Annotated in this window: 18 protein-coding genes and 1 pseudogene; 11 read left to right on the forward strand and 8 right to left on the reverse strand. The window is 71.7% G+C overall.

Annotated features, from left to right (window positions below; genetic code table 11):
• The first annotated feature begins 19 nt into the window (after positions 1–19).
• The gene (gene pknB / locus Mco01_RS32400) at positions 20–1,870 is read left to right on the forward strand and encodes a Stk1 family PASTA domain-containing Ser/Thr kinase (protein ID WP_204060637.1); all 1,851 of its coding nucleotides are present in this window, start codon (positions 20–22) and stop codon (positions 1,868–1,870) included.
• Between the two features lie 184 nt (positions 1,871–2,054).
• On the opposite strand, the gene Mco01_RS32405 is transcribed toward pknB, so the two are convergent.
• Positions 2,055–2,654, reverse strand: a complete 600-nt coding sequence (locus tag Mco01_RS32405; protein WP_036324912.1) for an anthranilate synthase component II — start codon at positions 2,652–2,654, stop codon at positions 2,055–2,057.
• A 170-nt stretch (positions 2,655–2,824) separates the two neighbouring features.
• Here Mco01_RS32405 and Mco01_RS32410 point away from each other — a divergent pair, with 170 nt between their 5' ends.
• Positions 2,825–3,070: a cell division protein CrgA gene (locus tag Mco01_RS32410; RefSeq protein ID WP_204060638.1), complete on the forward strand. Its 246-nt coding sequence runs from the start codon at positions 2,825–2,827 to the stop codon at positions 3,068–3,070.
• A gap of 63 nt (positions 3,071–3,133) precedes the next feature.
• Here the strand turns inward: Mco01_RS32410 and Mco01_RS32415 are convergent, their stop codons facing one another.
• Positions 3,134–4,000, reverse strand: coding sequence for a rhomboid family intramembrane serine protease (locus tag Mco01_RS32415; protein ID WP_204060639.1), 867 nt, complete (start codon positions 3,998–4,000; stop codon positions 3,134–3,136).
• Between the two features lie 103 nt (positions 4,001–4,103).
• Positions 4,104–4,634, reverse strand: a complete 531-nt coding sequence (locus tag Mco01_RS32420; RefSeq protein ID WP_036324908.1) for a peptidylprolyl isomerase — start codon at positions 4,632–4,634, stop codon at positions 4,104–4,106.
• A gap of 248 nt (positions 4,635–4,882) precedes the next feature.
• Between Mco01_RS32420 and Mco01_RS32425 the strand changes: the two genes are divergently transcribed.
• The 3 genes from Mco01_RS32425 to Mco01_RS32435 all read left to right on the forward strand — a co-directional run bounded on the left by Mco01_RS32425 (position 4,883) and on the right by Mco01_RS32435 (position 7,115).
• The gene (locus Mco01_RS32425; RefSeq protein ID WP_051458250.1) at positions 4,883–5,275 is read left to right on the forward strand and encodes a hypothetical protein; all 393 of its coding nucleotides are present in this window, start codon (positions 4,883–4,885) and stop codon (positions 5,273–5,275) included.
• Positions 5,276–5,428: 153 nt separating this feature from the next.
• On the forward strand, positions 5,429–6,511 hold the full coding sequence (locus tag Mco01_RS32430; RefSeq protein WP_204060640.1) for an Rv3169 family protein: 1,083 nt from the start codon (positions 5,429–5,431) through the stop codon (positions 6,509–6,511).
• A gap of 76 nt (positions 6,512–6,587) precedes the next feature.
• Positions 6,588–7,115: a Rieske (2Fe-2S) protein gene (locus Mco01_RS32435; RefSeq protein WP_239104072.1), complete on the forward strand. Its 528-nt coding sequence runs from the start codon at positions 6,588–6,590 to the stop codon at positions 7,113–7,115.
• Here the strand turns inward: Mco01_RS32435 and Mco01_RS32440 are convergent.
• From Mco01_RS32440 to Mco01_RS32460, 5 genes are all read right to left on the reverse strand, one after another.
• Positions 7,062–9,386: a HelD family protein gene (locus tag Mco01_RS32440; RefSeq protein WP_204060641.1), complete on the reverse strand. Its 2,325-nt coding sequence runs from the start codon at positions 9,384–9,386 to the stop codon at positions 7,062–7,064. The genes Mco01_RS32435 and Mco01_RS32440 overlap by 54 nt on opposite strands.
• Positions 9,387–9,955: 569 nt before the next feature.
• Positions 9,956–11,131: a zinc-dependent alcohol dehydrogenase gene (locus Mco01_RS32445; RefSeq protein ID WP_204060642.1), complete on the reverse strand. Its 1,176-nt coding sequence runs from the start codon at positions 11,129–11,131 to the stop codon at positions 9,956–9,958.
• On the reverse strand, positions 11,128–11,598 hold the full coding sequence (locus Mco01_RS32450; protein WP_204060643.1) for a hypothetical protein: 471 nt from the start codon (positions 11,596–11,598) through the stop codon (positions 11,128–11,130). Before Mco01_RS32450 ends, Mco01_RS32445 begins: the two co-directional genes overlap by 4 nt.
• A 146-nt stretch (positions 11,599–11,744) precedes the next feature.
• Positions 11,745–12,119 (reverse strand): STAS domain-containing protein, encoded by a 375-nt coding sequence (locus Mco01_RS32455; RefSeq protein ID WP_204060644.1) that lies wholly within the window; start codon positions 12,117–12,119, stop codon positions 11,745–11,747.
• Positions 12,119–13,630 (reverse strand): PP2C family protein-serine/threonine phosphatase, encoded by a 1,512-nt coding sequence (locus Mco01_RS32460; protein WP_204060645.1) that lies wholly within the window; start codon positions 13,628–13,630, stop codon positions 12,119–12,121. The genes Mco01_RS32455 and Mco01_RS32460 overlap by 1 nt, the downstream gene beginning before the upstream one ends.
• 463 nt (positions 13,631–14,093) lie before the next feature.
• Between Mco01_RS32460 and Mco01_RS32465 the strand changes: the two genes are divergently transcribed.
• From Mco01_RS32465 to Mco01_RS32485, 6 genes and pseudogenes are all read left to right on the forward strand, one after another.
• Positions 14,094–14,678, forward strand: coding sequence for a dihydrofolate reductase family protein (locus Mco01_RS32465; protein WP_204060646.1), 585 nt, complete (start codon positions 14,094–14,096; stop codon positions 14,676–14,678).
• Positions 14,679–15,008: 330 nt separating this feature from the next.
• Positions 15,009–15,257, forward strand: coding sequence for a hypothetical protein (locus tag Mco01_RS39405; RefSeq protein WP_239104073.1), 249 nt, complete (start codon positions 15,009–15,011; stop codon positions 15,255–15,257).
• Positions 15,194–16,264 carry an MFS transporter gene (locus Mco01_RS32470; protein ID WP_239104074.1) on the forward strand — a complete coding sequence of 357 codons (1,071 nt, stop codon included), beginning with the start codon at positions 15,194–15,196 and terminating at the stop codon, positions 16,262–16,264. The genes Mco01_RS39405 and Mco01_RS32470 overlap by 64 nt, the downstream gene beginning before the upstream one ends.
• 91 nt (positions 16,265–16,355) lie before the next feature.
• Entirely contained in the window at positions 16,356–17,633 is a 1,278-nt protein-coding gene (locus tag Mco01_RS32475; protein ID WP_239104075.1) for an MFS transporter, read from the forward strand.
• A 128-nt stretch (positions 17,634–17,761) separates the two neighbouring features.
• The gene (locus Mco01_RS32480) at positions 17,762–19,612 is read left to right on the forward strand and encodes a ricin-type beta-trefoil lectin domain protein (RefSeq protein ID WP_204060647.1); all 1,851 of its coding nucleotides are present in this window, start codon (positions 17,762–17,764) and stop codon (positions 19,610–19,612) included.
• A gap of 186 nt (positions 19,613–19,798) precedes the next feature.
• Positions 19,799–20,010, forward strand: a pseudogene (locus tag Mco01_RS32485) (hypothetical protein); the annotation flags it as partial.

Consider the following 20,010-nt stretch of genomic DNA (forward strand, 5'->3'; position numbering starts at 1 on the left):
GCAAGGGACAGTGCAGGAAATGACTCAGCCACGACTTCTCGGCGGACGCTACGAGCTCGACGGCGTGGTCGGGCGTGGCGGCATGGCCGAGGTGTACCGAGCCCGGGACATCCGTCTGGACCGCGTCGTCGCCATCAAGACGCTGCGGTCCGACCTGGCCAGGGACCACACGTTCCAGGCCCGGTTCCGCCGGGAGGCCCAGTCCGCCGCCTCGCTCAACCACCCCTCGATCATCGCCGTCTACGACACCGGCGAGGACATGGTCGACGGCACCCCCGTGCCGTACATCGTGATGGAGTTCGTCGACGGGCGGACCCTGCGCGACCTGCTGCGCGCCGATCGACGGCTGCTGCCGGAGCGCGCGATTGAGCTGGTCGACGGCATCCTGCGGGCGCTCGACTACAGCCACCGCGGCGGCATCGTGCACCGGGACATCAAGCCGGCGAACATCATGCTGACGATCAACGGCGAGGTCAAGGTCATGGACTTCGGCATCGCCCGGGCCATGGCCGACTCCGCCGCGACGATGACCCAGACCGCCCAGGTGATCGGCACCGCCCAGTATCTGTCGCCGGAGCAGGCCCGCGGCGAGCGGGTCGACGCCCGCAGCGACATCTACTCGACCGGCTGCGTGCTGTACGAGCTGCTGACGGGCCAGCCGCCGTTCACCGGCGACTCGCCGGTGGCCATCGCCTACCAGCACGTGCGGGAGGACCCCATCCCGCCGTCGCGGATCGACCCCGAGATCCCCAAGTGGGCCGACGCGATCGTGCTCAAGGCCATGGCGAAGGACCCCATCCAGCGCTACCAGAGCGCGGCCGAGATGCGCGGCGACCTCCAGCGCGCCATGTCCGGCATGCCGGTCGACCCTCAGACCATGGCCCTGGCCAGCAACTACAGCACGTACGGCGGCGGCGACCGCACGCGGACCATGACGACGGCGGGCGGCGTCCCCACCCAGGGCACCCGGTCCATCCCCCAGTACGAGTACGGCCCCGAGGAGCGCGGCGGCCGGTACGACGGGCGGCGGCGCAGCGGCGGGGGCAACACGGCCCTCAAGACGGCCGCGTGGATCCTCATCCCGCTGGCCATCATCGGCGCGTTCATCGGCGTGGGGTACGCGTTCCTCAGCTCGGGCGGCAACACCGCCAACCAGGTGAAGGTGCCGTCGGTCGTCAACCAGACGAAGGAGGCGGCCGAGAAGGCGCTCAAGGACGCCGGGTTCAAGACCGCCTATGGGCCCGAGCAGTTCAGCTCCGATGTGCCGAAGGGCGCCGTGATCAGCACGGACCCGGCCGGCGAGGAGATGGCCGACCCCGGCGCCACGGTCACCGTCGTGCTGTCGAAGGGCGAGGAGTCGGTCACGATCCCCGACGATGTGCTCGGCAGGTCTCCCGAGGAGGCGCGGGCCGAGCTCGAGGCCCTGGGTCTCAAGGTCACCATCGTGTCGAAGGCGTCGAGCAAGCCGCAGGGCAAGGTGTTCGACACCAACCCGGCCCCCGGGGAGAAGGCGTCCAAGGGCGACCTGGTCCGGCTGTACGTGCCGAAGGAGACGGTGGAGGTCCCGAGCGTGGTCGGCCTCACGCTGGCGGACGCGAAGAGCACGCTCACGGGCGCCGGGTTCAAGGTCAAGTCCGTGGAGCAGCCGAGCGACAGCGTCCCGCAGGGCAACGTGATCGACCAGGCGCCGGAGCCGGGGGCCAAGCTCCAGCAGGGCACCACGATCACGCTGACCGTCTCCAGCGGCCCCTCGCAGCAGCCGACGGATCTGCCGACCGACCAGCCGACGGACCAGACGCCGACCGACCAGCCGACCGACGACGGCGGCGTGGACCTCGGCGGCGACGGCGACAACCCGTTCGGCAACTAGCGGACCGCCCCGGCGACCGACAATTCGCGAGAGGGGGCACGCGGGCGACCGGCCCGCGTGCCCCCTCCGCGCGTGGAGGCCCGGGTTCGCGTGGCGACCGGTCCGGAACGACAAAGAGGGCTTCCGCCACTCGGGGGCAATGGCGGAAGCCCTCATCCAGTAGTCGTCACAGGGACGGCGAGCGTTACAGGGTTCCGGGGGAATTTCGGCCGATCTGATCGAGCCAGTTTCCCAGCAGGCGGTGGCCGTGCTCCGACACCACCGACTCGGGGTGGAACTGCACGCCCTCGATGGGCGCCTCACGGTGCCGCAGGCCCATGATGACGCCGTCCGGGGTGGTCGCGGTGACCTCCAGCGGGTCCGGCACGGTGCCGGGGATCACGGCCAGCGAGTGGTAGCGCGTCATCGACACCGGCGACGGGATCGACGCGAACACGCCGCGCCCGTCGTGCGAGATGAGGCTCGTCCTGCCGTGCATGAGCTCGGGCGCGCGGGCCACGGTGGCGCCGTACGCCACGGCGATGGCCTGGTGGCCGAGACAGACCCCGAGCAGCGGCTGCCGGCGCTCCGCGCAGTGGAGCACGAGGGGGACGCTGACGCCGGCCGCCTCGGGGGCGCCGGGGCCGGGCGAGACGAGCACGCCGTCGAAGCCCTTGGTGTCCGCGAGCGTGACGTGATCGCGGGGCCGGACGTCGCAGTCGGCGCCGAGCCCGCGCAGGTACTGCACGATCGTGTGGACGAAGCTGTCATGATTGTCCACGACGAGCACGCGAATCGCGGTCATGCGGCCACCGTGCGAAGAGGAAATTAGGACCCTCAGACTACGCCAATCGGACACGAGGAATCGCCTCCGCGCGGCCGCGCCGACTATCCTTGCTCGGGACTTCACCGCCCCAGCGACTACGCTATCGACAGAGCCCGCACGAACGACGCGGGTGCCCACCAGGAGATCCCGTGCCCAAGTCGAAGACTCGCAAGAAGGCCGTCTACACCCCGCCGCAGAAGGCGCAGACGGTGAAGGTCAGCCCCCGGTGGCTGGCGCCCGTGATGGTCGCGTGCTGGATCATCGGCATCGCGTGGATCGCGATCTACTACATCGCGCCGTCCTTCCCGGGGATGGCGACGCTGGGCAACTGGAACCTGCTGGCCGGCTTCGGCCTCATCATCGCCGGAGTAGTGCTTTCCACCCGCTGGCGCTGATCGGACGGGGCTGGGCGCTATCTTTCCACAGTCTTTATCCACAGCCTGTGGGCAGCGGCGATCTCAGCCCGTGACACCGGGGATCGGGTACGCGCCCGGCGGCAGCGCCGTCACCAGCAGGACGAGGGCGACGAGCACCGCGACCGCCGTCCCGAACTGGACGGCCGCGCGGTTGCGGGCGGGCGCGTAGGCGAAACCGAGCGTGACGAGCGTGCCGACGGCCAGGCCGCCGAGGTGCCCCTGCCAGCTGATGCCGGGGACCACGAACGTCAGCACCACGTTGATCCCGATCAGCCAGAGCACGCCGCGGGCGTCGTACCCGAGCCGCCGGGCCACCACGAACAGCGCGCCGAACAGGCCGTAGATCGCGCCGGACGCCCCGACCGCCTCGGTGCCGAACAGGTAGACGGCGACCGAGCCGCCGAGGGCCGACAGCAGGTAGAGCACGGCGTAGCGCGCCGAGCCGAGCCGCCGCTCCAGCTCGGGGCCGATGGCGTACAGCGCCCACATGTTGAACACGATGTGCCAGAACGACGGCGGCGGCGCGTGCAGGAAGGCGCTCGTGATCAGGCGCCACCACTCGCCCTGGTACACGCCGTACGACCACATCTCGAAGCGGCGCAGGACCTCGTCGGGCATGAGGACCTCGGCGCCGTACGCCAGCACGTTGAGGGCGAGCAGGACCCAGGTGACCCGCGGCGCGGCGACGGCGGCGCCGCCGAAGACGGCCGTGGCCGGCCGCACCGTGCGGTTGCCCTCGCGGACGCACTCCACGCACTGGTGGCCGACGGCGGCCTCGCGCATGCAGTCGGGACAGATCGGGCGCTCGCAGCGCTGGCAGCGGACGTGCGTCTCGCGGTCGGGATGCCGGTAGCAGTACGGGATCGCTTCCGCGCCCGGCGGCGTGGGCGACGGTGGCTGGGACGTCATGGAGTCCTTCCAAGGGGCGGGTCCACTGAGAACCAGCCTATAAGCCGATCGGGTCCCGGCCGCGCCTCTCGGCGGCCGGGACCCGATCGCTGCCCGCGAACGGTCAGGAACGCTCGATCGTGACGTCTTCGATGACGACGTCCTCCAGCGGGCGGTCCCGGCCGTCGGTCGGCGTCTTGGCGATCGCGTCGACGACCTCGCTGCCCTCGACGACCTCACCGAAGATCGTGTGGCCCTGGTTGAGGTGCGGCGTCTGCGTCACGGTGATGAAGAACTGCGAGCCGTTGGTGCCCTTGCCGAAGCGCTTGCCCGCGTTGGCCATGGCCAGCAGGTACGGCCGGTTGAACTGGTTCTCCGGGTGGATTTCGTCGTCGAAGTCGTACCCGGGACCGCCGATGCCCTGACCGAGCGGGTCGCCGCCCTGGATCATGAAGCCGCTGATGACGCGGTGGAAGATCGTGCCGTTGTACAGCTTGTCGGTCGTCTTCTCGCCGGTCCCGGGATGCGTCCACTCCCGGGTGCCCTCGGCGAGCTCCACGAAGTTGCGCACGGTCTTCGGCGCCTTGTTCGGGAAGAGCTTGACCCGGATGGTGCCCCGGTTGGTCCGCAGGTTGGCGATGAGGTTCTCAGCCACGAAGGCCGCCCCCTTTATGCACTGGTGTTAGTTGTCCGGTTAACAGGGTATCGAGGATGCCTCCGAGCACCGGTCGTGATTGAGCGACGACCATGCGGGAAGGGGTCGTCACGGGGCCCCGTCGATAGGGGAGGTTGATCGTGTCCCTGACAATGAGAAGAAGGCGCCGCGTCGACATCGCGATTCCGCAGACGTGGCTGGACCGGATGAGGGTCCAGGCAACCCGGGCCGGAGGCAGGGTGAGTCCCATGGCCGAGACGGCGCGGGATCTGGCCTCGCACCGGATCGAGGACGCCCGGATCTGGGCGGCGCCGAAGCTCGACCAGGCCGCGCAGTCGGTCGAGGAGCAGATCGCTCCGATCGTGAGCGCGTTCCTCGCCGAGCTGGCCAGGCGGATCGACGTGTCGACCGCGCGGCGCACCCGAAGGCGCTGGCCCGTCGTGGCGCTGCTCGGCGGCGCGGCGATCGGCGCCGTGGGCGTGGCGATGTACCGCAACAACGCCCAGCGGTGGACGGACACGATGAGGGACAGCATGCGCCACACCGGCTCCGACGCCAGCAAGTGGGTCGGGGACAAGGCCGGCGAGGTGGGCGACAAGGTCGAGAAGACCGGCGACGAGATCTCCGGAAAGCTGTCCTGACGGTCCGACCGTCTCCGCGTGTACGGCCGGCGTCCCCCCGACGCCGGCCGTACGCGTTCCCCGCGGGGCGGTGAGGGGCCGGGGAGGCGGGGCGTTGAGGGGCCGGGGAGGCGGGGCGTTGACGGGCCGGGGAGGCGGGATTACACACGCAGCATGACGCTGTCGCCGCTCGATGACTACCCCGTCCACCAGGCCCCCCAGGTCATGCGGCACGTGACCACGTCGGACCGCAACTTCTACGACCGCTACTACTTCAACTGCCACCCTTGCTCCGACGAGCTCATGCTGATCGTCGGCCTCGGGCAGTACCCCAACCTCGGGGTGACCGACGCGTTCGCCTGCGTCCGCCACCGCGACCTCCACCGGGTCGTCCGGGCGTCCCGCGAGCTCGGCACGGACCGGATGGACACGGCCGTCGGGCCGTTCCGCGTCGAGGTCGTCGAGGGGCTGCGCGCCCTGCGGGTCGTCCTGGAGCCGAACGAGCACGGGCTGTCGTTCGACCTGGCCTGGGAGGGCACGATCCCCGCCACGCTGGAGCCCCGGCATTTCCTCCGCTGGCAGGAGCGGGTCGTCTTCGACTCCGTACGGCTGGCGCAGACGGGCCGGTGGAGCGGCCACATCACGATCGGGGACGAGCGCGTCGAGGTGAGCCCCGACCGCTGGCGCGGCACCCGCGACCGGTCGTGGGGCATCCGGCCGGTGGGGGAGCCCGAGCCGCCGGGCATCCAAGCCAGGAACACCGGGACCTTCTACTGGCTCTACGCGCCCATGCAGTTCGACGACCACGCGATCCTGTGCATCGTCCAGGAGGACGAGAAGGGCCGCCGCCTCCTGGAGGAGGCCGTACGCGTGTGGGGCTTCGGCGACGACCGGGAGGAGGAGTACCTGGGCCGGCCCGAGTACCGGCCCATCTACCGCGAGGGGACCCGGGAGGTGGAGTCGGCCGTCATCGCGTTCGCTCCGCCGGGCGGCAAGCCGTTCGACGTCCGGTGCACGCCGATCCTGCCGGTGCACCTCATGGCCGGCACCGGGTACGGGCTGGAGCCCGACTGGCGGCACGGCATGTACCAGGGCCGGGGACCGGTCGTCCAGGGCGTGACGTACACGCTGCCGGAGGACGCGGCGCGCATGTGGGGCATGGTCGACGCCGTGGGCCGGTTCGAGTACGACGGCATCGTGGGCCACGGGCTGTTCGAGTACTGGGCCCTCGGCCCGCACCCCTCCTTCCCCGCGTGACCGCCACGGGGACGTGAACCGGCGGGACCGGCGGGCCGTACTGAGGATGTCCGGTCCACGCCGCGAAAGGTGTGACATGTCCCAGCCCGTCATGTCCGAGTTCCCCGGGCCCGCCGACCCCTCCGCCACCCCCCGAGCCGAGACCACCGAACCCCCCGCGACGCAGGACGTCCCGGAGCCGCCCGCGCGGGCGTCCGGCCGGCGCGCCCTGTTCGCCAAGGCCGTGCTGGCCGGCACGGCGGCCCTGTTCACCCGGGCGGCCTTCGCCGAGCCGGCGGAGGCGTCCGAGGAGACCCGGGAGGGCGAGGCCGCCGCGCAGGGGGCGGTGCTCGCGAAGACCTCGAGCATCCCCCTGCACGGCGGGAAGATCATCAAGGGGAGGTACGTCGTCACCCAGCCGTCCAAGGGCGTCTTCCGGTGCTTCACCGCCAAGTGCACCCACATGGGCTGCACGGTGGCCACGATCAGCGGCGGCACCATCAACTGCCCGTGCCACGGGAGCAGGTTCTCGATCTCCGACGGTCACGTCGTCAGGGGCCCGGCCACCCGCTCACTCCCCAAGAAGAAGATCAAGGTCAGGAAGGGCGTCATCCGGCTCGCCTGAGCCGCCCGCGAGCCGCCGGAGCATGGGCGGCAACGGACCCTCGTGGATCACGGTCAGCCGCCGGGTGGCCCGGGTGATCGCCACGTAGAGGTCCTGGCCGCCCTTGGGCGACTGCCCGAGGATCGCGGCGGGGTCGACGACCACGACCGCGTCGAACTCCAGTCCCTTCGACCCCCGGACCGTGAGCACGGCCACCGGGGAGTCCACCGGGTCGGCCGCCTCGACGTACGGCGCCAGCAGCCCGGCCACCTCGCCGTACCGGCCGTCGGGCACGACGACCGCGAGGCGGCCCTCCCCGATCGCGCGCAGCTCCTCCTCGACCAGGCGGCGCAGGTCCGTCTCCGCGGCCGGGAGGGCGCGCGGCGGGGCCTCGCCGTCCCGGACCGACTCGGGCGGCTCCTCGCCGGGAGCCACGGCCCGCAGGACGTCGGCCGCGACCTCCATGATCTCCGCCGGCGTGCGGTAGTTGACGGTCAGGCGCTCCTCCCGCCAGCGGCCCTTCAGGTAGGGGTCGAGCGCCTCGGCCCACGACCGGGCGCCGGCCGCCGAGCCGGTCTGCGCGACGTCGCCCACGACGGTCAGCGAACGGGCCGGGACCCGGCGCATCACGGTCCGCCACGCCATCGGCGACAGCTCCTGGGCCTCGTCCACGATCACGTGCCCGTACGCCCAGGTCCGGTCGCGGGCGGCCCGGTCGGCCGTGGTCAGGTAGGGGCCCTCGTCGCGGTTGCGGCCGGCGACGGAGGCCGCGTCCATCTGTTCGTCGAGCTCGTTCACCACGAGCACCTCCCGCGCGAACAGCTCCTCGTCGCGGCGCCGCGCCTCCGCCTCGCGCCGCCGCGCCCGCTCCGCACCGTCGTCCTCGCCGAGCAGCTCGGCCGCCTCGTCGAGCAGCGGCACGTCGCCCACCGTCCAGGGCGCACCGCGCGGGCGCAGCAGAGCCGCCCGTTCCTCCTCGGTCAGGTACGGCGAGGCGGCCGTGCGCAGCCGTTCCGCGTCCGACAGCAGCTCGGCGACCAGCCGTTCCGGGCCGATGTCGGTCCACAGCGCGTCGAGCGCGGCCCTGACGGAGGCGTGCTGCCAGAGGGAGGCGGCGGCGTACCGCAGGTCGTCGGCGTCCACCGGGCGGTCGAGCTGCGCGGCCTCGTCCCGCGCGAGGGCGACGAGCAGGTCGTCGACGAAGCGCCGCCGCGCGAGGTTGTGCGGGCGCCGCAGCGACCGGGCGCGGTCGCGGGCCCGCCGGCAGGCGGCGTGGTCCACGCGGAGCGTCATCTCCTCGACCACCACCTCCACCCCGCCGCGGATCGACGTGCGGACGGGGACGGCCACCTCCAGATCGCCGTCCGGCACGCGCTCACGGTCGCGGACGGCCTCCCCGATCACCGCGGCCATCCGCGGGTCGCCCTTCACCACGGCCGTCGCCGGCGGGTCCTCCTCCGTGGCGTGGACGCCCGGATGCAGCTCGCCCAGGGTCGACAGCACCACCTCGGTCTCGCCGAGCCCCGGCAGGACGTGGCCGATGTAGCGGAGGAACGTGGCGTTCGGCCCGACGATGAGCACGCCGCGCCGCTCCAGTGTGGCCCTGTGGGCGTAGAGCAGATAGGCGGCGCGGTGCAGGGCGGCGACCGTCTTGCCCGTCCCCGGGCCGCCCTGCACGACCAGCGCGCCGGCCAGGCCCGAGCGGATGACCCGGTCCTGCTCGACCTGGATGGTGGCCACGACCTCGCCCATGCGCCCGGTGCGGCCGCGGCGCAGGGCCGCCATGAGCGCGGCCTCGCCGACCAGGGTGCGGCGGTCGCCCTCGCTCATCCGGTCCAGGTCGAACACCTCGTCGTCGACGTCGACGACCGTGCGGTCACGCGTGTGCAGGTGGCGGCGCCGTACGAGCGTGCCGGGATCGCCGGGGGTGGCCACGTAGAAGGGCCGGGCCGCCGGAGCCCGCCAGTCGACCAGGACCGACTCGTGGTCGTCGTCGCGCAGCCCCACCCGTCCGATGTAGAGGGTCAGGCCGGAGGAGTCGTCGATCCGCCCGAAGCACAGCCCCCGCTCGACGGCCGACAGCTGGGCCACCCGGCGCGCGTACTCGCCGGCCGAGACCTCCCGCTCGACGAGCGCCTGCCGGGTGCCGGCGGCGCCGCGGCCGAACACCTCGCTCAGCGCGCGCCGAGCCTTGTCACGGGCGATGTCGAGCCGTTCGTACAGCATGGATACGTAGGACCGCTCCTCCCGCAGCGCCTCGGCGCGGGCCGTGCCGGATTGACGCGATGCCATGGGTTTGGTAAACTCCTAGTAGAGAGGTTTCTGTCTTTGCTGTGCGAGTGCAAAGGACCTCTCATCCTAGAGCATCGGGCCGTCTGTCACCATGCTCGTCCTCTTCCTCCGTGTGACCCTTCCGCGCATGCTGCCTCTGTCGCCTGTGGGAACCGGGTGACGAGTGGGAGTGATGTCACATCGCGCCGGGGTAGTGCCACGACATGCGGGAACCCGCTGTGACCGGGTCAAGCCGGTCACATCATTCAGTTCCATATCGGAATTCGCGTACGCGACCGGTGAACCGCTGAATGCCGCGGGACGTCTTGCAATCAAGGAGGCCCGGATGGACGTCCTGGACAGCCTCGTGGACGAGGAGCTCCGGCTTGAGCTCCTTCTCGTCGAGGCGCTGCATGAAGAAGCGGAACGGCTGGCCGCCCCAGCCACCCGCTGAGCTCGCGAGCCCGCCGCTCCGGCCCAGGTCGGGGCGGCGGGCTGTCGGAGAGCCGGAGACCGCCGTCGAGCGCCCACACGCAGGGACGACGGGCAGTCGGGCGCCTACATCCAGGAGCCGGCCGCCGTCGAGCCGCCTAGATCCAGGGGCGGAAGACGGCCCGCACGCAGCCGTCCTTCTTGCGCTTGAACATGTCGTAGCCCCGGGGCCCGTCGTCGAGCGTCATCGTGTGGGTCGCCAGGTGGGACGTCTTGAGCTCGCCCCGCGCGATCAGGTCGAGCAGGTGCGGGATGTACCGCTGCCCGTGCTGCTGGGCCCCGCGCAGGGTGAGGCCCTTGTTCATGAGCGCGCCGAGCGGGAACTTGTCCACGAAGCCGGCGAAGACGCCCAGCACGAAGACCGAGCCCCCCTTGCGACAGGCGTGGATCGCCTCGCGGACCGCGATCGGCCGGTCCTGCTCCAGACGGAGCCGCTGCTTGATCCCGTCGTAGATCCGCTGTGGGCCGGTGCCTTCCGCCTCCAGGCCCACGGCCTCGATGCACACGTCCGGACCCCGTCCGCCGGTCCGCTCCCGCAGTTCGGCGTTCACGTCCGTGCTCGTGTAGTCGACGACCTCGCAGCCGACGTGGCGTGCCGTCATGGCCAGCCGTTCGGGGTAGCGGTCGATCGCGATCACCCGCTCGGCCCCGAGGAGCATCGCGGCGCGGGCGGCCATCTGGCCGACGCCGCCGCAGCCCCACACGGCCACCACGTCGCCCGGGCGGACGCCGCCGAGGTCGGCCCCCATCCAGCCCGTGGGCGCCGCGTCGGAGGCGAACAGCGCGTCCATGTCGTCCACGCCGTCCGGGACCGTGAACGCGTTGTAGTCGGCGAACGGCACCCGGATGTACTCGGCGTGGCTGCCCCGGAAGCCGCCCATGGCGTGGGAGTAGCCGAAGATCCCCGCGGTGGAGCCGCCCCACATCAGCTCGGTCAGGCCCGGCTTGGGGTTGCTGTTCTCGCACAGCGACCACATGCCGTCCACACAGGGCCGGCACCGGCCGCAACCGATGATCGAGCAGACCACCACGCGGTCGCCCGGCCGGTGGCGGGAGACCTCGGGGCCCACCTCGACGATCTCGCCGAGGAACTCGTGGCCGATGACGTCGCCGGCGCGCATGGCCGGGATGTAGCCGCCCAGAAGGTGGAGGTCGGACCCGCAGGTCGTGCTCGCCGTGACCTTCACGATCGCGTCCTGGTCGTTGAGGATCTCCGGGTCGGGCACCTGCTCGACCGACAGCTCGTTGACGCCCTGCCAGCACACTGCCTTCACAGTCGCCCCTCTCCCGGCGCCCGCCGGAGCGCCGCGTCCAGAACCTTGCCCGGCAGCGTCGGCCGGGTCGTGCCGATCGGGGCGTCCGGCCGCAGCACCTCGCCCGTCTCGGCGACGCACTTGGCCTCCCGCAGGGCCACGCGCACCGCCTGGCGGGGGTCGTCGCCCCGGATGCGGGAGAGGACGGCGGTGGCGCCCGTCGGGACGTGCTCCCGGGGGCGGGCGTACAGCTCGGTGCCCCGGCCGCCCGGGGCCCGGTTCACGCGCACCTCGGCGTCCAGCTCGGCCAGCGGTTCCGGGACGCGGCCGCCCGGCATGATCTCGTCCTGCGAGCGGTTGACGGTGACGCCCAGCCAGCGCGTCGCCTCGTCCTCGAACGCGGCCGGCACTCGGCGGGAGGCGAGCCATCGGGCCACCGCGACGCCGCCGGCGGCGACCCCGAGTGCGCCGATAATTGCACGTTTCATGATTTAGCCCCCTAATCCGGACAGCTTTCTGGGTGCTACCCGAGGAGGCGGTGGGCATCCCGCCGGTTCTAGGTGTTTGCGGCCTGCTGACCGTACGCCGAGACAGGGGGCCGTTCGAGCGACGGGCGGGACGGACGGGACGGTCGTCAGTCGTGCGCGGGGGTGGCCGCGAGGGCCTCCTCCACCGTGGGATAGACGGGGACGTGGAACGCGAGGCCGGTTATCCACAGGACGCGCGCCGCGCCCTGCTCGACGGCGACGAGCGAGAGCCATCCACCCTCGTCGACGGCGCGCTTCCAGCAGCCGATGAGCAGCCCGGTCGCCCGCGAGTCGAGGAAGTCGAGCTCCAGGAGGTTCACGACCAGGTGCGGCCCGAACTGGGCGAACGCCTTGTCGAAGAACTCCGTGGCGCTGTCGTGGGTGGTGTAGTCGAGCGTGCCGCGAACCGTCAGCACTCCGACGGATCCGCTGGTCTCGACGACGTACCGGGTCGTGGGAGCCGAGATGTGAAGATCGGACATCAAGACCCTTCCAGATTATGCGGCGTGATGCGGGCGACGAGGATGCACGTGTCGTCGCTGGTGTTGCTGGGCACCAGTGCGTCCATGACGGCGGCCAGCCGCTCCGCCGGCCTGGTCCCCCGTACGGCGGTCTCGATGGCGGCGCACAGGGCGTCGAGTCCCTCGAACAGGTCGCGCCCCGGCCGCTCGATGAGGCCGTCGGTGAACATCAGGAGGAGGTCCTCCGGCTCCAGACGCAGGTTCGCGGCGGTGTAGCTCACGTCCTCGAAGACGCCAAGCAGCACACCGGGGTGGAGCAGGCGCTGGACCTGGTCGCCGCGGATCAGCAGCACCGGCGGGTGACCGGCGTGCGTCCACGTCAGGATCCGGTCCTTCGGCGAATATCGGGCCACCACGGCCGTCGCCAGCACGTCCGGCCGCATGCGGCGCAGCAGCCGGTTGAGCGCGACGAGGATCTGGGCGGGCTCGTGCTCGGCGAAGGCGAGCCCGGTGATCGCGTGGCGCAGCTTCGCCATCGCGGACGCGGCGGCGAGCCCGTGCCCGGCGACGTCGCCCACCGCCAGCAGCACCTGGTTGTGGTCCAGGTGGATCGCCTGGTACCAGTCGCCGCCCAGCGGGGCCGTCTCGGCCGGGAAGTAGCGGACCGCGATCTCCAGGCCGGGGATGGCGAAGGGGTCGTCCGGAGGCGGCAAGATGATGTTCTGGAGGCGGGCCGTCAGCTGCGACTCCTCCTCCAGGCGCTGGTTGATCTCGGCCAGTTCCTCCGCGGCGCGGTGCCAGTCGCTGATGTCCTGGATGACGCCGTGCACCTCGACCGGCTGGCCGGCGGCGTCCCGGCTGACCTCGAGCACGGCCCGCACGTGGCGCTGCTCGCCGTGAACCCGGATGCGCAGGTCGAACTCCTGCGGACCCTCCGCGGTGGCGAGCCTGTTCAGGGCGTCCCGGAGGAGGGGGACGTCCTCGGGGTGGGTGATGGCCGGGTAGTCCTGCAGGTCGAGGGGCCCTTCGGCGTGGTCGCGCCCGTGGATCGCGTACAGCTGCGGCGACCACTCGATCTCGCCGTTGAGCAGGCTCCACCGGCCCCAGCCGAGGTTGCCCAGGCTCTCGGTGTGATTGATGCGCGTGGTGAGCCGCTCCTCCTCGTCGAGCCGGACCCACGCGCTGACGATCCCGCCGGAGACGGGGGTCACCTGGACGCTCCACACCGTCCGGTGGGGGACGCCGTCACCCATCTCGACGTGGGAGTAGCGGTCGACCTCCTCGGCCTCCCCGGTCTCGATCACGCGGAGGTAGCCCTCCCACAGCGGCGAGCCGGCGATCGTCGGGTAGGCCTCGACGGCCCGCAGGCCGATCAGCTCCTTGCCGACCCGGCCGTGCACGTCGGTCGCCCGTGGGCTCGCGGCGCACACCTCGAAGTCGACGACGGCTCCGGTCTCGTCGCGGATCGGCACCGACCAGACGGCCTGGATCGGCATCGCGTCCAGCATGGCCTGCACGGTGGCCGTCGTCATCTCCTTCCCGGCGCCGATCGCCTCTGTTCCGGCAACGTCGGCAGAGCGGTCCGAAGGCGGGGTCACGGGCGTCAGACGCAGAGTGCCGTCACCTCCGCCCATGAACGCCAGCCACCTTCCTGTACGCGACCTCGTGACCCCGCAAGAGCGGCGGTACCGGGGAGATCGCCCTTGCCTTGCCGATGAGGGTACCTTCGCCGTTCACAATAGGTGCCCGACGAGCGTACGCCCACGTGCGGCTCTGCCCCACAGCGCGCCCGATATGAAGTGATACGAGAAAAATGTTCCCGAGGCGCCACAAGGGACGGTACAGAGGTGCCCAAAACAGGAGGATCGGCACTCGCCTAAGGAAGGGCGATCATGCCCGCCGTCCGGACGGGTGACCGTGCCCTCCTGAGCGTCCTCCCGATTCTGTCGGTGCCGGAGCGTACATTCGGCTCGTCTGCCGATAGGAGGAGCCCACATGGCGAAGGTCGTCGTGCACGTCACCATGTCGCTCGACGGCTTCATGGCCGGCCCCCGGGCGAGCGTGGAGTCGCCCATGGGCGAGGGCGGTCTGCGCCTGCACGAGTGGGTGTTCAACGCCTCCGACGGGGGGCCGGACGGCGAGGTGATGCGGGAGCTGTCCGCCGCCACGCGCGCCGTCGTGCTGGGCAGGCGCACGTTCGACGTGGGCGTCGGGGTGTGGGAGGACACCCCGTTCCCGGCGCCCTCGTTCGTGGTCACCCACGAACGCCGCCCGCCCATGCCCATGAAGAGCGCGACGTTCACCTTCGTGGACGACGGCCTCGCCAGCGCCGTGCGGCAGGCGAGGGCCGTCGCGGGCGAGGGGAACGTCGTGGTCATGGGCGCCGACGTCACCCAGCAGGCCTTGCGCGCCGGTCTCGTCGACGAGATCGACCTGCAGCTCGCGCCGGTGCTGCTGGGTGACGGGCTGCGGCTGTTCGATCACCTCGGCCGCTGCCGGGTCGAGCTCCAGCGAATCCGGGTGATCGAGTCGCCCTACGTGACCCACCTGCGCTACCGGGTCATGACGCCGTCGTCGTAACGCCGGACGCCCGGCTCGCCCGAGTCGCACGCCTCAGCCCGCCCGAGCCGCCCGGCGTGTCCTACCCGCCCAAGCCGCCCGGCCAGGCGCGGCTCGCCGGGCTCGCCTGAGACACCGGGCGGGCGGGGCGGCGCGCCATGCCGTACGGGACGTTAATCGAGTGACACGGACGCCGCCCGCCCGGCATGATGGGCCGTCCTCGCCCCGGCCGGCAGCCCGAAGGGCGTCCCGCGGCCCCGCCCCGCGAGCGGACGCGGCCGGCATCGGAGAACGGTGGCCACCGCGAGGCGACGGCCGCGGGGACGAAGACCTGAGGGGCGGGACACGGCGATGCACGGCTTCCGGCGCGATCTCGGCCTCCTCCGGGACCGGCGCTTCGCGCTGCTGCTGACGGCCCGGACGGTCTCCGTGCTGGGCGCCTCGTTCGCGCCGGTGGCGCTGGCCTTCGGCGTGCTGGGCCTGCCGGGGGCGACCGCCGCCACGCTGTCGGCGGTCCTCACCGCCGAGGCGCTGCCATGGTCGCGTTCATGCTGGTCGGCGGCGTCCTCGCGGACCGCCTGCCCCGGCACCGGGTCATGACGGCCGGGGAGGCGCTCAACGCCGTCGCGTACGCCGCGCTCTCGGCGATGCTGCTCACCGGGTGGACGCCGCTGCCCGCCCTCGTCGCGGCGAGCGGGCTCAGCGGGGTGGCCTCGGCCGTGCTCTTCCCCGCGCTGACCGGGATCGTCCCCGACGTGGTCCCGTCCGAACGCCTGCAGACCGCCAACGCCCTGCTCGGGCTCGGGACCAACGTGTCCCGGGTCGCGGGGCTCGTGCTGAGCGGGGCGGCGGTGGTCCTGCTCGGGGGCGGCGTGGCCCTCGCGGTGAGCGGCGCCATGTTCGCCTGCGCGGGCTGCCTGATCCTCATGCTGCGCCTCACCCCCGCCGAGCGGCGGGCCGCGCGGAGCCACTCGGTCCTGGCCGATCTGCGGATCGGCTGGCGTGAGTTCGTCTCGCGGCAGTGGCTGTGGGTGGTGGTCGCGCAGTTCTCGATCCTCGTGATGGCCCTGCAGGCCGCCCACGGTGTGCTGGGCCCGCTGATCGCCAAGGAGTCGCTCGGGGGCGCGGCCGCCTGGTCGGCCGTCCTCGCGGGGGAGGCCGTCGGCATGATCGCGGGTGTCGTCGTCACGCTGCGGCTGCGTCCCCGGCGGCCCATCCTGGTGGCGACGCTGCTCACGCTGCCGACGGCCCTGCCGTCCCTGCTGCTCGGGGCGGCGGCGCCCCTGTGGTCGGTCGTGCTCGGCGCCATGGTGATGGGCGTGAGCTTCGACATCTTCGGCGTCCTGTGGAACACGACCATGCAGCGGGAGGTCCCGCCGGAGGCGCTGTCGCGGGTGAGCTCCTACGACGCGCTCGGCTCGCTCATGCTCGGCCCGATCGGCCTGATGGTGGCCGGTCCGCTGGCGGTCGTCACCGGGCCGCGCCCGGCGCTGACCGCGTGCGGGGTCATCGTCGTCCTCGTCTCGCTGGCCGCGCTGGCCGCCCCCGGCGTGCGGAACCTGCGCGTCCCTGAGGAGGCGGCCGACGCCGCCCCCAGCAACGCCTGATACCCCACCTTCCCTAATTCAGGACGAAAGCGACAGGGACCCCCACAGGGTGCGCTCAGACTGCAGGGGTAAAGTACGGCGGGTTCTGTTCGTGCACGTCGGCGAGGTGGGGATGGCGGGGGTCCAGTCGGCCCTGAGGCGTGTGGCCCTCGACACCCGCCCGCTCAGCCTCGTGGCGTACCGGCGCCTGCTGATCGGCCAGGGCGTGTCGTTCATCGGCTTCCAGCTGACGACGGTCGCGGTCAGCGGCCAGGTGTACGCGATCACCGGCTCGTCGCTCTGGGTGGGTCTGCTCGGCCCTGTCAGCCTGGTCCCCCTGGTGATCTTCGGCCTGTGGGGCGGGGCGGTGGCCGACGCGATGGACCGCCGCAGGCTCCTGCTCACCGGCTCGGTGGTGGCCTGGACGGCCACCCTGGCCCTGCTGATCCACGCGATCTCGGGCCTGAAGAACGTCTACCTCGTCCTGGCCGTCGTCGCCCTCCAGTCCGTGGGCTTCGCGATCAGCTCGGCGACCCGCGGCGCGATCATCCCCCGCATCGTCCCGAAGGAGCGGGTGGCCGCGGCCAACACCCTCAACTTCCTGATCAGCAGCATCGGCTCGGTCCTCGGGCCGCTGCTGGCCGGCGTCGTGCTGGCCAGGGGCGGTTACGCGCTCGCGTACCTCATCGACGCGATCCTCTTCGGGGCGGGCTTCTACGCCGCTGTACGGCTGCCGCGCCTGGCGCCGCTCGGCGAGATCGCCCGGCCGGGCCTGCGCTCGGTCGTGGACGGGCTCCGCTACATCGGGACCAGGCCGATCGTGCTGATGTCCTTCGTCGTCGACATCATCGCGATGGCGTTCGCCATGCCGCGGGCGCTGTTCCCGGAGCTGGCCGCAGAGCGGTTCGGCGGCTCCGCCGTGGCGTTCGGCTGGCTGTCGGCCGGCATCCCGATCGGGTCGGTCCTCGCGGGCGTCGCCTCCGGCTGGGTCGGCCGCGTGCGCCGCCAGGGGGTGGCGCTGACGCTCGTCATCGCGATCTGGGGCCTGACCGTCGCCGCCGCGGCGTACGCCCAGCCGCTGTGGCTGGTCGTGGCCCTGCTCGCGGTCGGCGGCGCCGCCGACCTCGCCTCGGCCGTGTGGCGGCAGACGATCCTCCAGACGTACGCGCCCGACGAGATGCGCGGACGCATGCAGGGCGTGTTCATGGTGGTCGTGGCCGGCGGGCCGCGCCTCGGCGACCTGCGGGCGGGCGCCACGGCGACCGCGTTCGGGCTGGTGCCGGCGTGGGCCGGCGGCGGCCTGCTGTGCGCCGTGCTCGTCCTCGTGACGGGCTTCGCCGTGACCGCGTTCCGGCGGTACGACGCGATGGCGGACCGGCCGGCGGCGTAGCGGATTCGCACCCGCGTTCTCGTTGCGCGGGCCCCTCCCGCGTGTTACCACTACCTCACGCCGGTGCGCTGTCGGGCAGGACCGTACGGGCTGGTTCTTCACTCACCCCCTCGGTTGGAGATCCCGCCATGTCCCTGCGAAGACTCCGTCTCGCGCTGCCCGCGGCCCTGCTGGTCGCGGGCGCCACCGTCCTCACGGCCCCCGCCGCCCAGGCCGCGGGCGAGACCGTGAACGTCTACCTCACCACGACCTCCGACGCCCAGGGCCTCACCGTGACGCGCGGGCTGCAGCAGCAGACCCCCGTGGCGTTCGCCGCGAGCAGCCCGGCCGCCAACCAGACGATCACCGTCAACGAGAACACCACCTACCAGCAGTTCGAGGGCGGCGGCGCGTCGTTCACGGACACGGCGGCGTGGCTGCTCAACAGCAGCGGCCTGCTGAGCGCGAGCGCCCGCGACGCCGTCATGCGCAAGCTGTTCGACCCGGTGGACGGCATCGGCCTGAGCTTCGTCCGCAACCCCATGGGCGCCTCCGACCTGGCGCGCTACAGCTACACCTACGACGACACCTGCTGCACCGTGGACGACTTCTCCATCGCCCACGACCTGGTCGACGTGGTGCCGCTGACCAAGCAGGCCAAGGCCCTGAACCCGGCGCTCAAGATCATGGCCTCGCCGTGGACCGCGCCGCCGTGGATGAAGGACAACAACTCCTACGTCCAGGGCTGGCTGCAGTCGCAGTACTACGGCGCCTATGGCCAGTACTTCGCGAAGTACATCCAGGCGTACCAGGCCCAGGGCCTGCACATCGACTACGTGACCCCGCAGAACGAGCCCGGCTGCTGCAACGGCTACCCGTCGATGCAGTGGAACGCCTCCGGCCTGTCGTATTTCGTCAAGAACGCCCTGTGGCCGGCCTTCCGCTCCGCCGGGATCACCACGAAGACGCTGATCCACGACTGGAACTGGGACGGCTACGACACCTGGGTGGCCCCGCTCCTCAACGACACCGCCATCCGCAACGACCCGCTGTTCGGCGGCATCGCGTGGCACGGGTACGGCGGCGACGTCGGTCAGCAGACGACGGTGCACAACCTGTACCCGAACGTCAACGCGTACATGACCGAGCACTCGGGCGGCACGTGGATCACCGACGCGGGCAGCCAGCACGCCGAGGACATGAACAACCTGATCGACTACACCCGCAACTGGGACCGCAGCTGGATCAAGTGGAGCCTCGCGGTGGACCAGGCCCACGGCCCCCACAACGGCGGCTGCGGCACCTGCACCGGCCTGGTCACCGTGCACAACGGCGACGGGCGCAACGGACAGGTCGACTACACGATCGAGTACTACACGATGGGCCACCTGACGAAGTTCGTCCGGCCGGGGGCGTACCGGATCGACTCGACGGCCAACTCCGCGGTGAAGAACGTCGCCTGGAAGAACCCGGACGGCTCCAAGGCCCTCATCGCGTACAACACGACCGGCGGCACCCAGAGCGTCAAGGTCGCCTGGGGCGGGCAGTCGTTCACCTACAGCCTGCCGGCCCGCACCTCGGCCACGTTCACCTGGTCCGGCACCCAGTCGGGCGGCGGCAGCGGCGGCAAGGCCATCACCGGGTACGGCGGCAAGTGCGTGGACGTGGCCGGGGCCGACAGCGCCAACGGCACCCAGGTCCAGCTCTACACCTGCAACGGCACGGCCGCCCAGCAGTGGACGGTGGGCACGGACGGCACCATCCGCGCTCTGGGCAAGTGCCTCGACGTCGCGGCCGCGAGCAGCGCCAACGGCACCAAGGTGCAGATCTACGACTGCAACGGCACCGCCGCCCAGACCTGGACGGCCGGCTCCGACGGCACCCTGCGGGCCCTCGGCAAGTGCCTCGACGCCACCGGCCCCAGCTCCGCCGACGGCACCCCCCTGCAGATCTGGGACTGCACGGGCGGCGCGAACCAGAAGTGGACCGTCCAGTCCTGATCCCCTCTCTTGACTGGACGTGGCCTCTCGTCGTTAAATTCCGAGCATAAATAGTTAGGAAACCTTCCTGTCAATTCGAGGCTGCCCACTCGACACAGGAAGGGCCACCGCGGAGGAGGCCCTCTCACCCCCTTAATCCATTGCTTATTTAAAGCTTCAGCCTCTCTACAGAAAGAGACACCCCCCATGAAACCGGTACATCCCGGCCGCTCTCGCCTGCGACTGCTCGTGGGCGCGCTCGTGGCGGCCATTCCCCTCGTCGCGACCGGCCTGACACCCGCCTTCGCCGCGACCGGCCAGATCACCGGGTACGGCGGCAAGTGCGTGGACGTGGCCGGGGCCAACAGCGCCAACGGCACCCAGGTCCAGCTCTACACCTGCAACGGCACGGCCGCCCA

Origin of the sequence: Microbispora corallina (assembly GCF_016863035.1) — a bacterium.
Lineage (GTDB): Bacteria > Actinomycetota > Actinomycetes > Streptosporangiales > Streptosporangiaceae > Microbispora > Microbispora corallina.

Bases quoted from the DNA above. Each gene is read 5' to 3' on its own strand.
- Mco01_RS39405 (WP_239104073.1), top strand. From the start codon at position 15,009: ATGCACGGCTTCCGGCGCGATCTCGGCCTCCTCCGGGACCGGCGCTTC.
- Mco01_RS32430 (WP_204060640.1), top strand. From the start codon at position 5,429: ATGACGCTGTCGCCGCTCGATGACTACCCCGTCCACCAGGCCCCCCAG.
- Mco01_RS32465 (WP_204060646.1), top strand. From the start codon at position 14,094: ATGGCGAAGGTCGTCGTGCACGTCACCATGTCGCTCGACGGCTTCATG.
- Mco01_RS32415 (WP_204060639.1), bottom strand. From the start codon at position 4,000: ATGACGTCCCAGCCACCGTCGCCCACGCCGCCGGGCGCGGAAGCGATC.
- Mco01_RS32460 (WP_204060645.1), bottom strand. From the start codon at position 13,630: ATGACGACGGCCACCGTGCAGGCCATGCTGGACGCGATGCCGATCCAG.
- Mco01_RS32480 (WP_204060647.1), top strand. From the start codon at position 17,762: ATGTCCCTGCGAAGACTCCGTCTCGCGCTGCCCGCGGCCCTGCTGGTC.
- Mco01_RS32425 (WP_051458250.1), top strand. From the start codon at position 4,883: ATGGCCGAGACGGCGCGGGATCTGGCCTCGCACCGGATCGAGGACGCC.
- Mco01_RS32455 (WP_204060644.1), bottom strand. From the start codon at position 12,119: ATGTCCGATCTTCACATCTCGGCTCCCACGACCCGGTACGTCGTCGAG.
- Mco01_RS32440 (WP_204060641.1), bottom strand. From the start codon at position 9,386: ATGGCATCGCGTCAATCCGGCACGGCCCGCGCCGAGGCGCTGCGGGAG.
- Mco01_RS32470 (WP_239104074.1), top strand. From the start codon at position 15,194: ATGGTCGCGTTCATGCTGGTCGGCGGCGTCCTCGCGGACCGCCTGCCC.
- Mco01_RS32450 (WP_204060643.1), bottom strand. From the start codon at position 11,598: ATGAAACGTGCAATTATCGGCGCACTCGGGGTCGCCGCCGGCGGCGTC.
- Mco01_RS32405 (WP_036324912.1), bottom strand. From the start codon at position 2,654: ATGACCGCGATTCGCGTGCTCGTCGTGGACAATCATGACAGCTTCGTC.
- Mco01_RS32435 (WP_239104072.1), top strand. From the start codon at position 6,588: ATGTCCCAGCCCGTCATGTCCGAGTTCCCCGGGCCCGCCGACCCCTCC.
- pknB (WP_204060637.1), top strand. From the start codon at position 20: ATGACTCAGCCACGACTTCTCGGCGGACGCTACGAGCTCGACGGCGTG.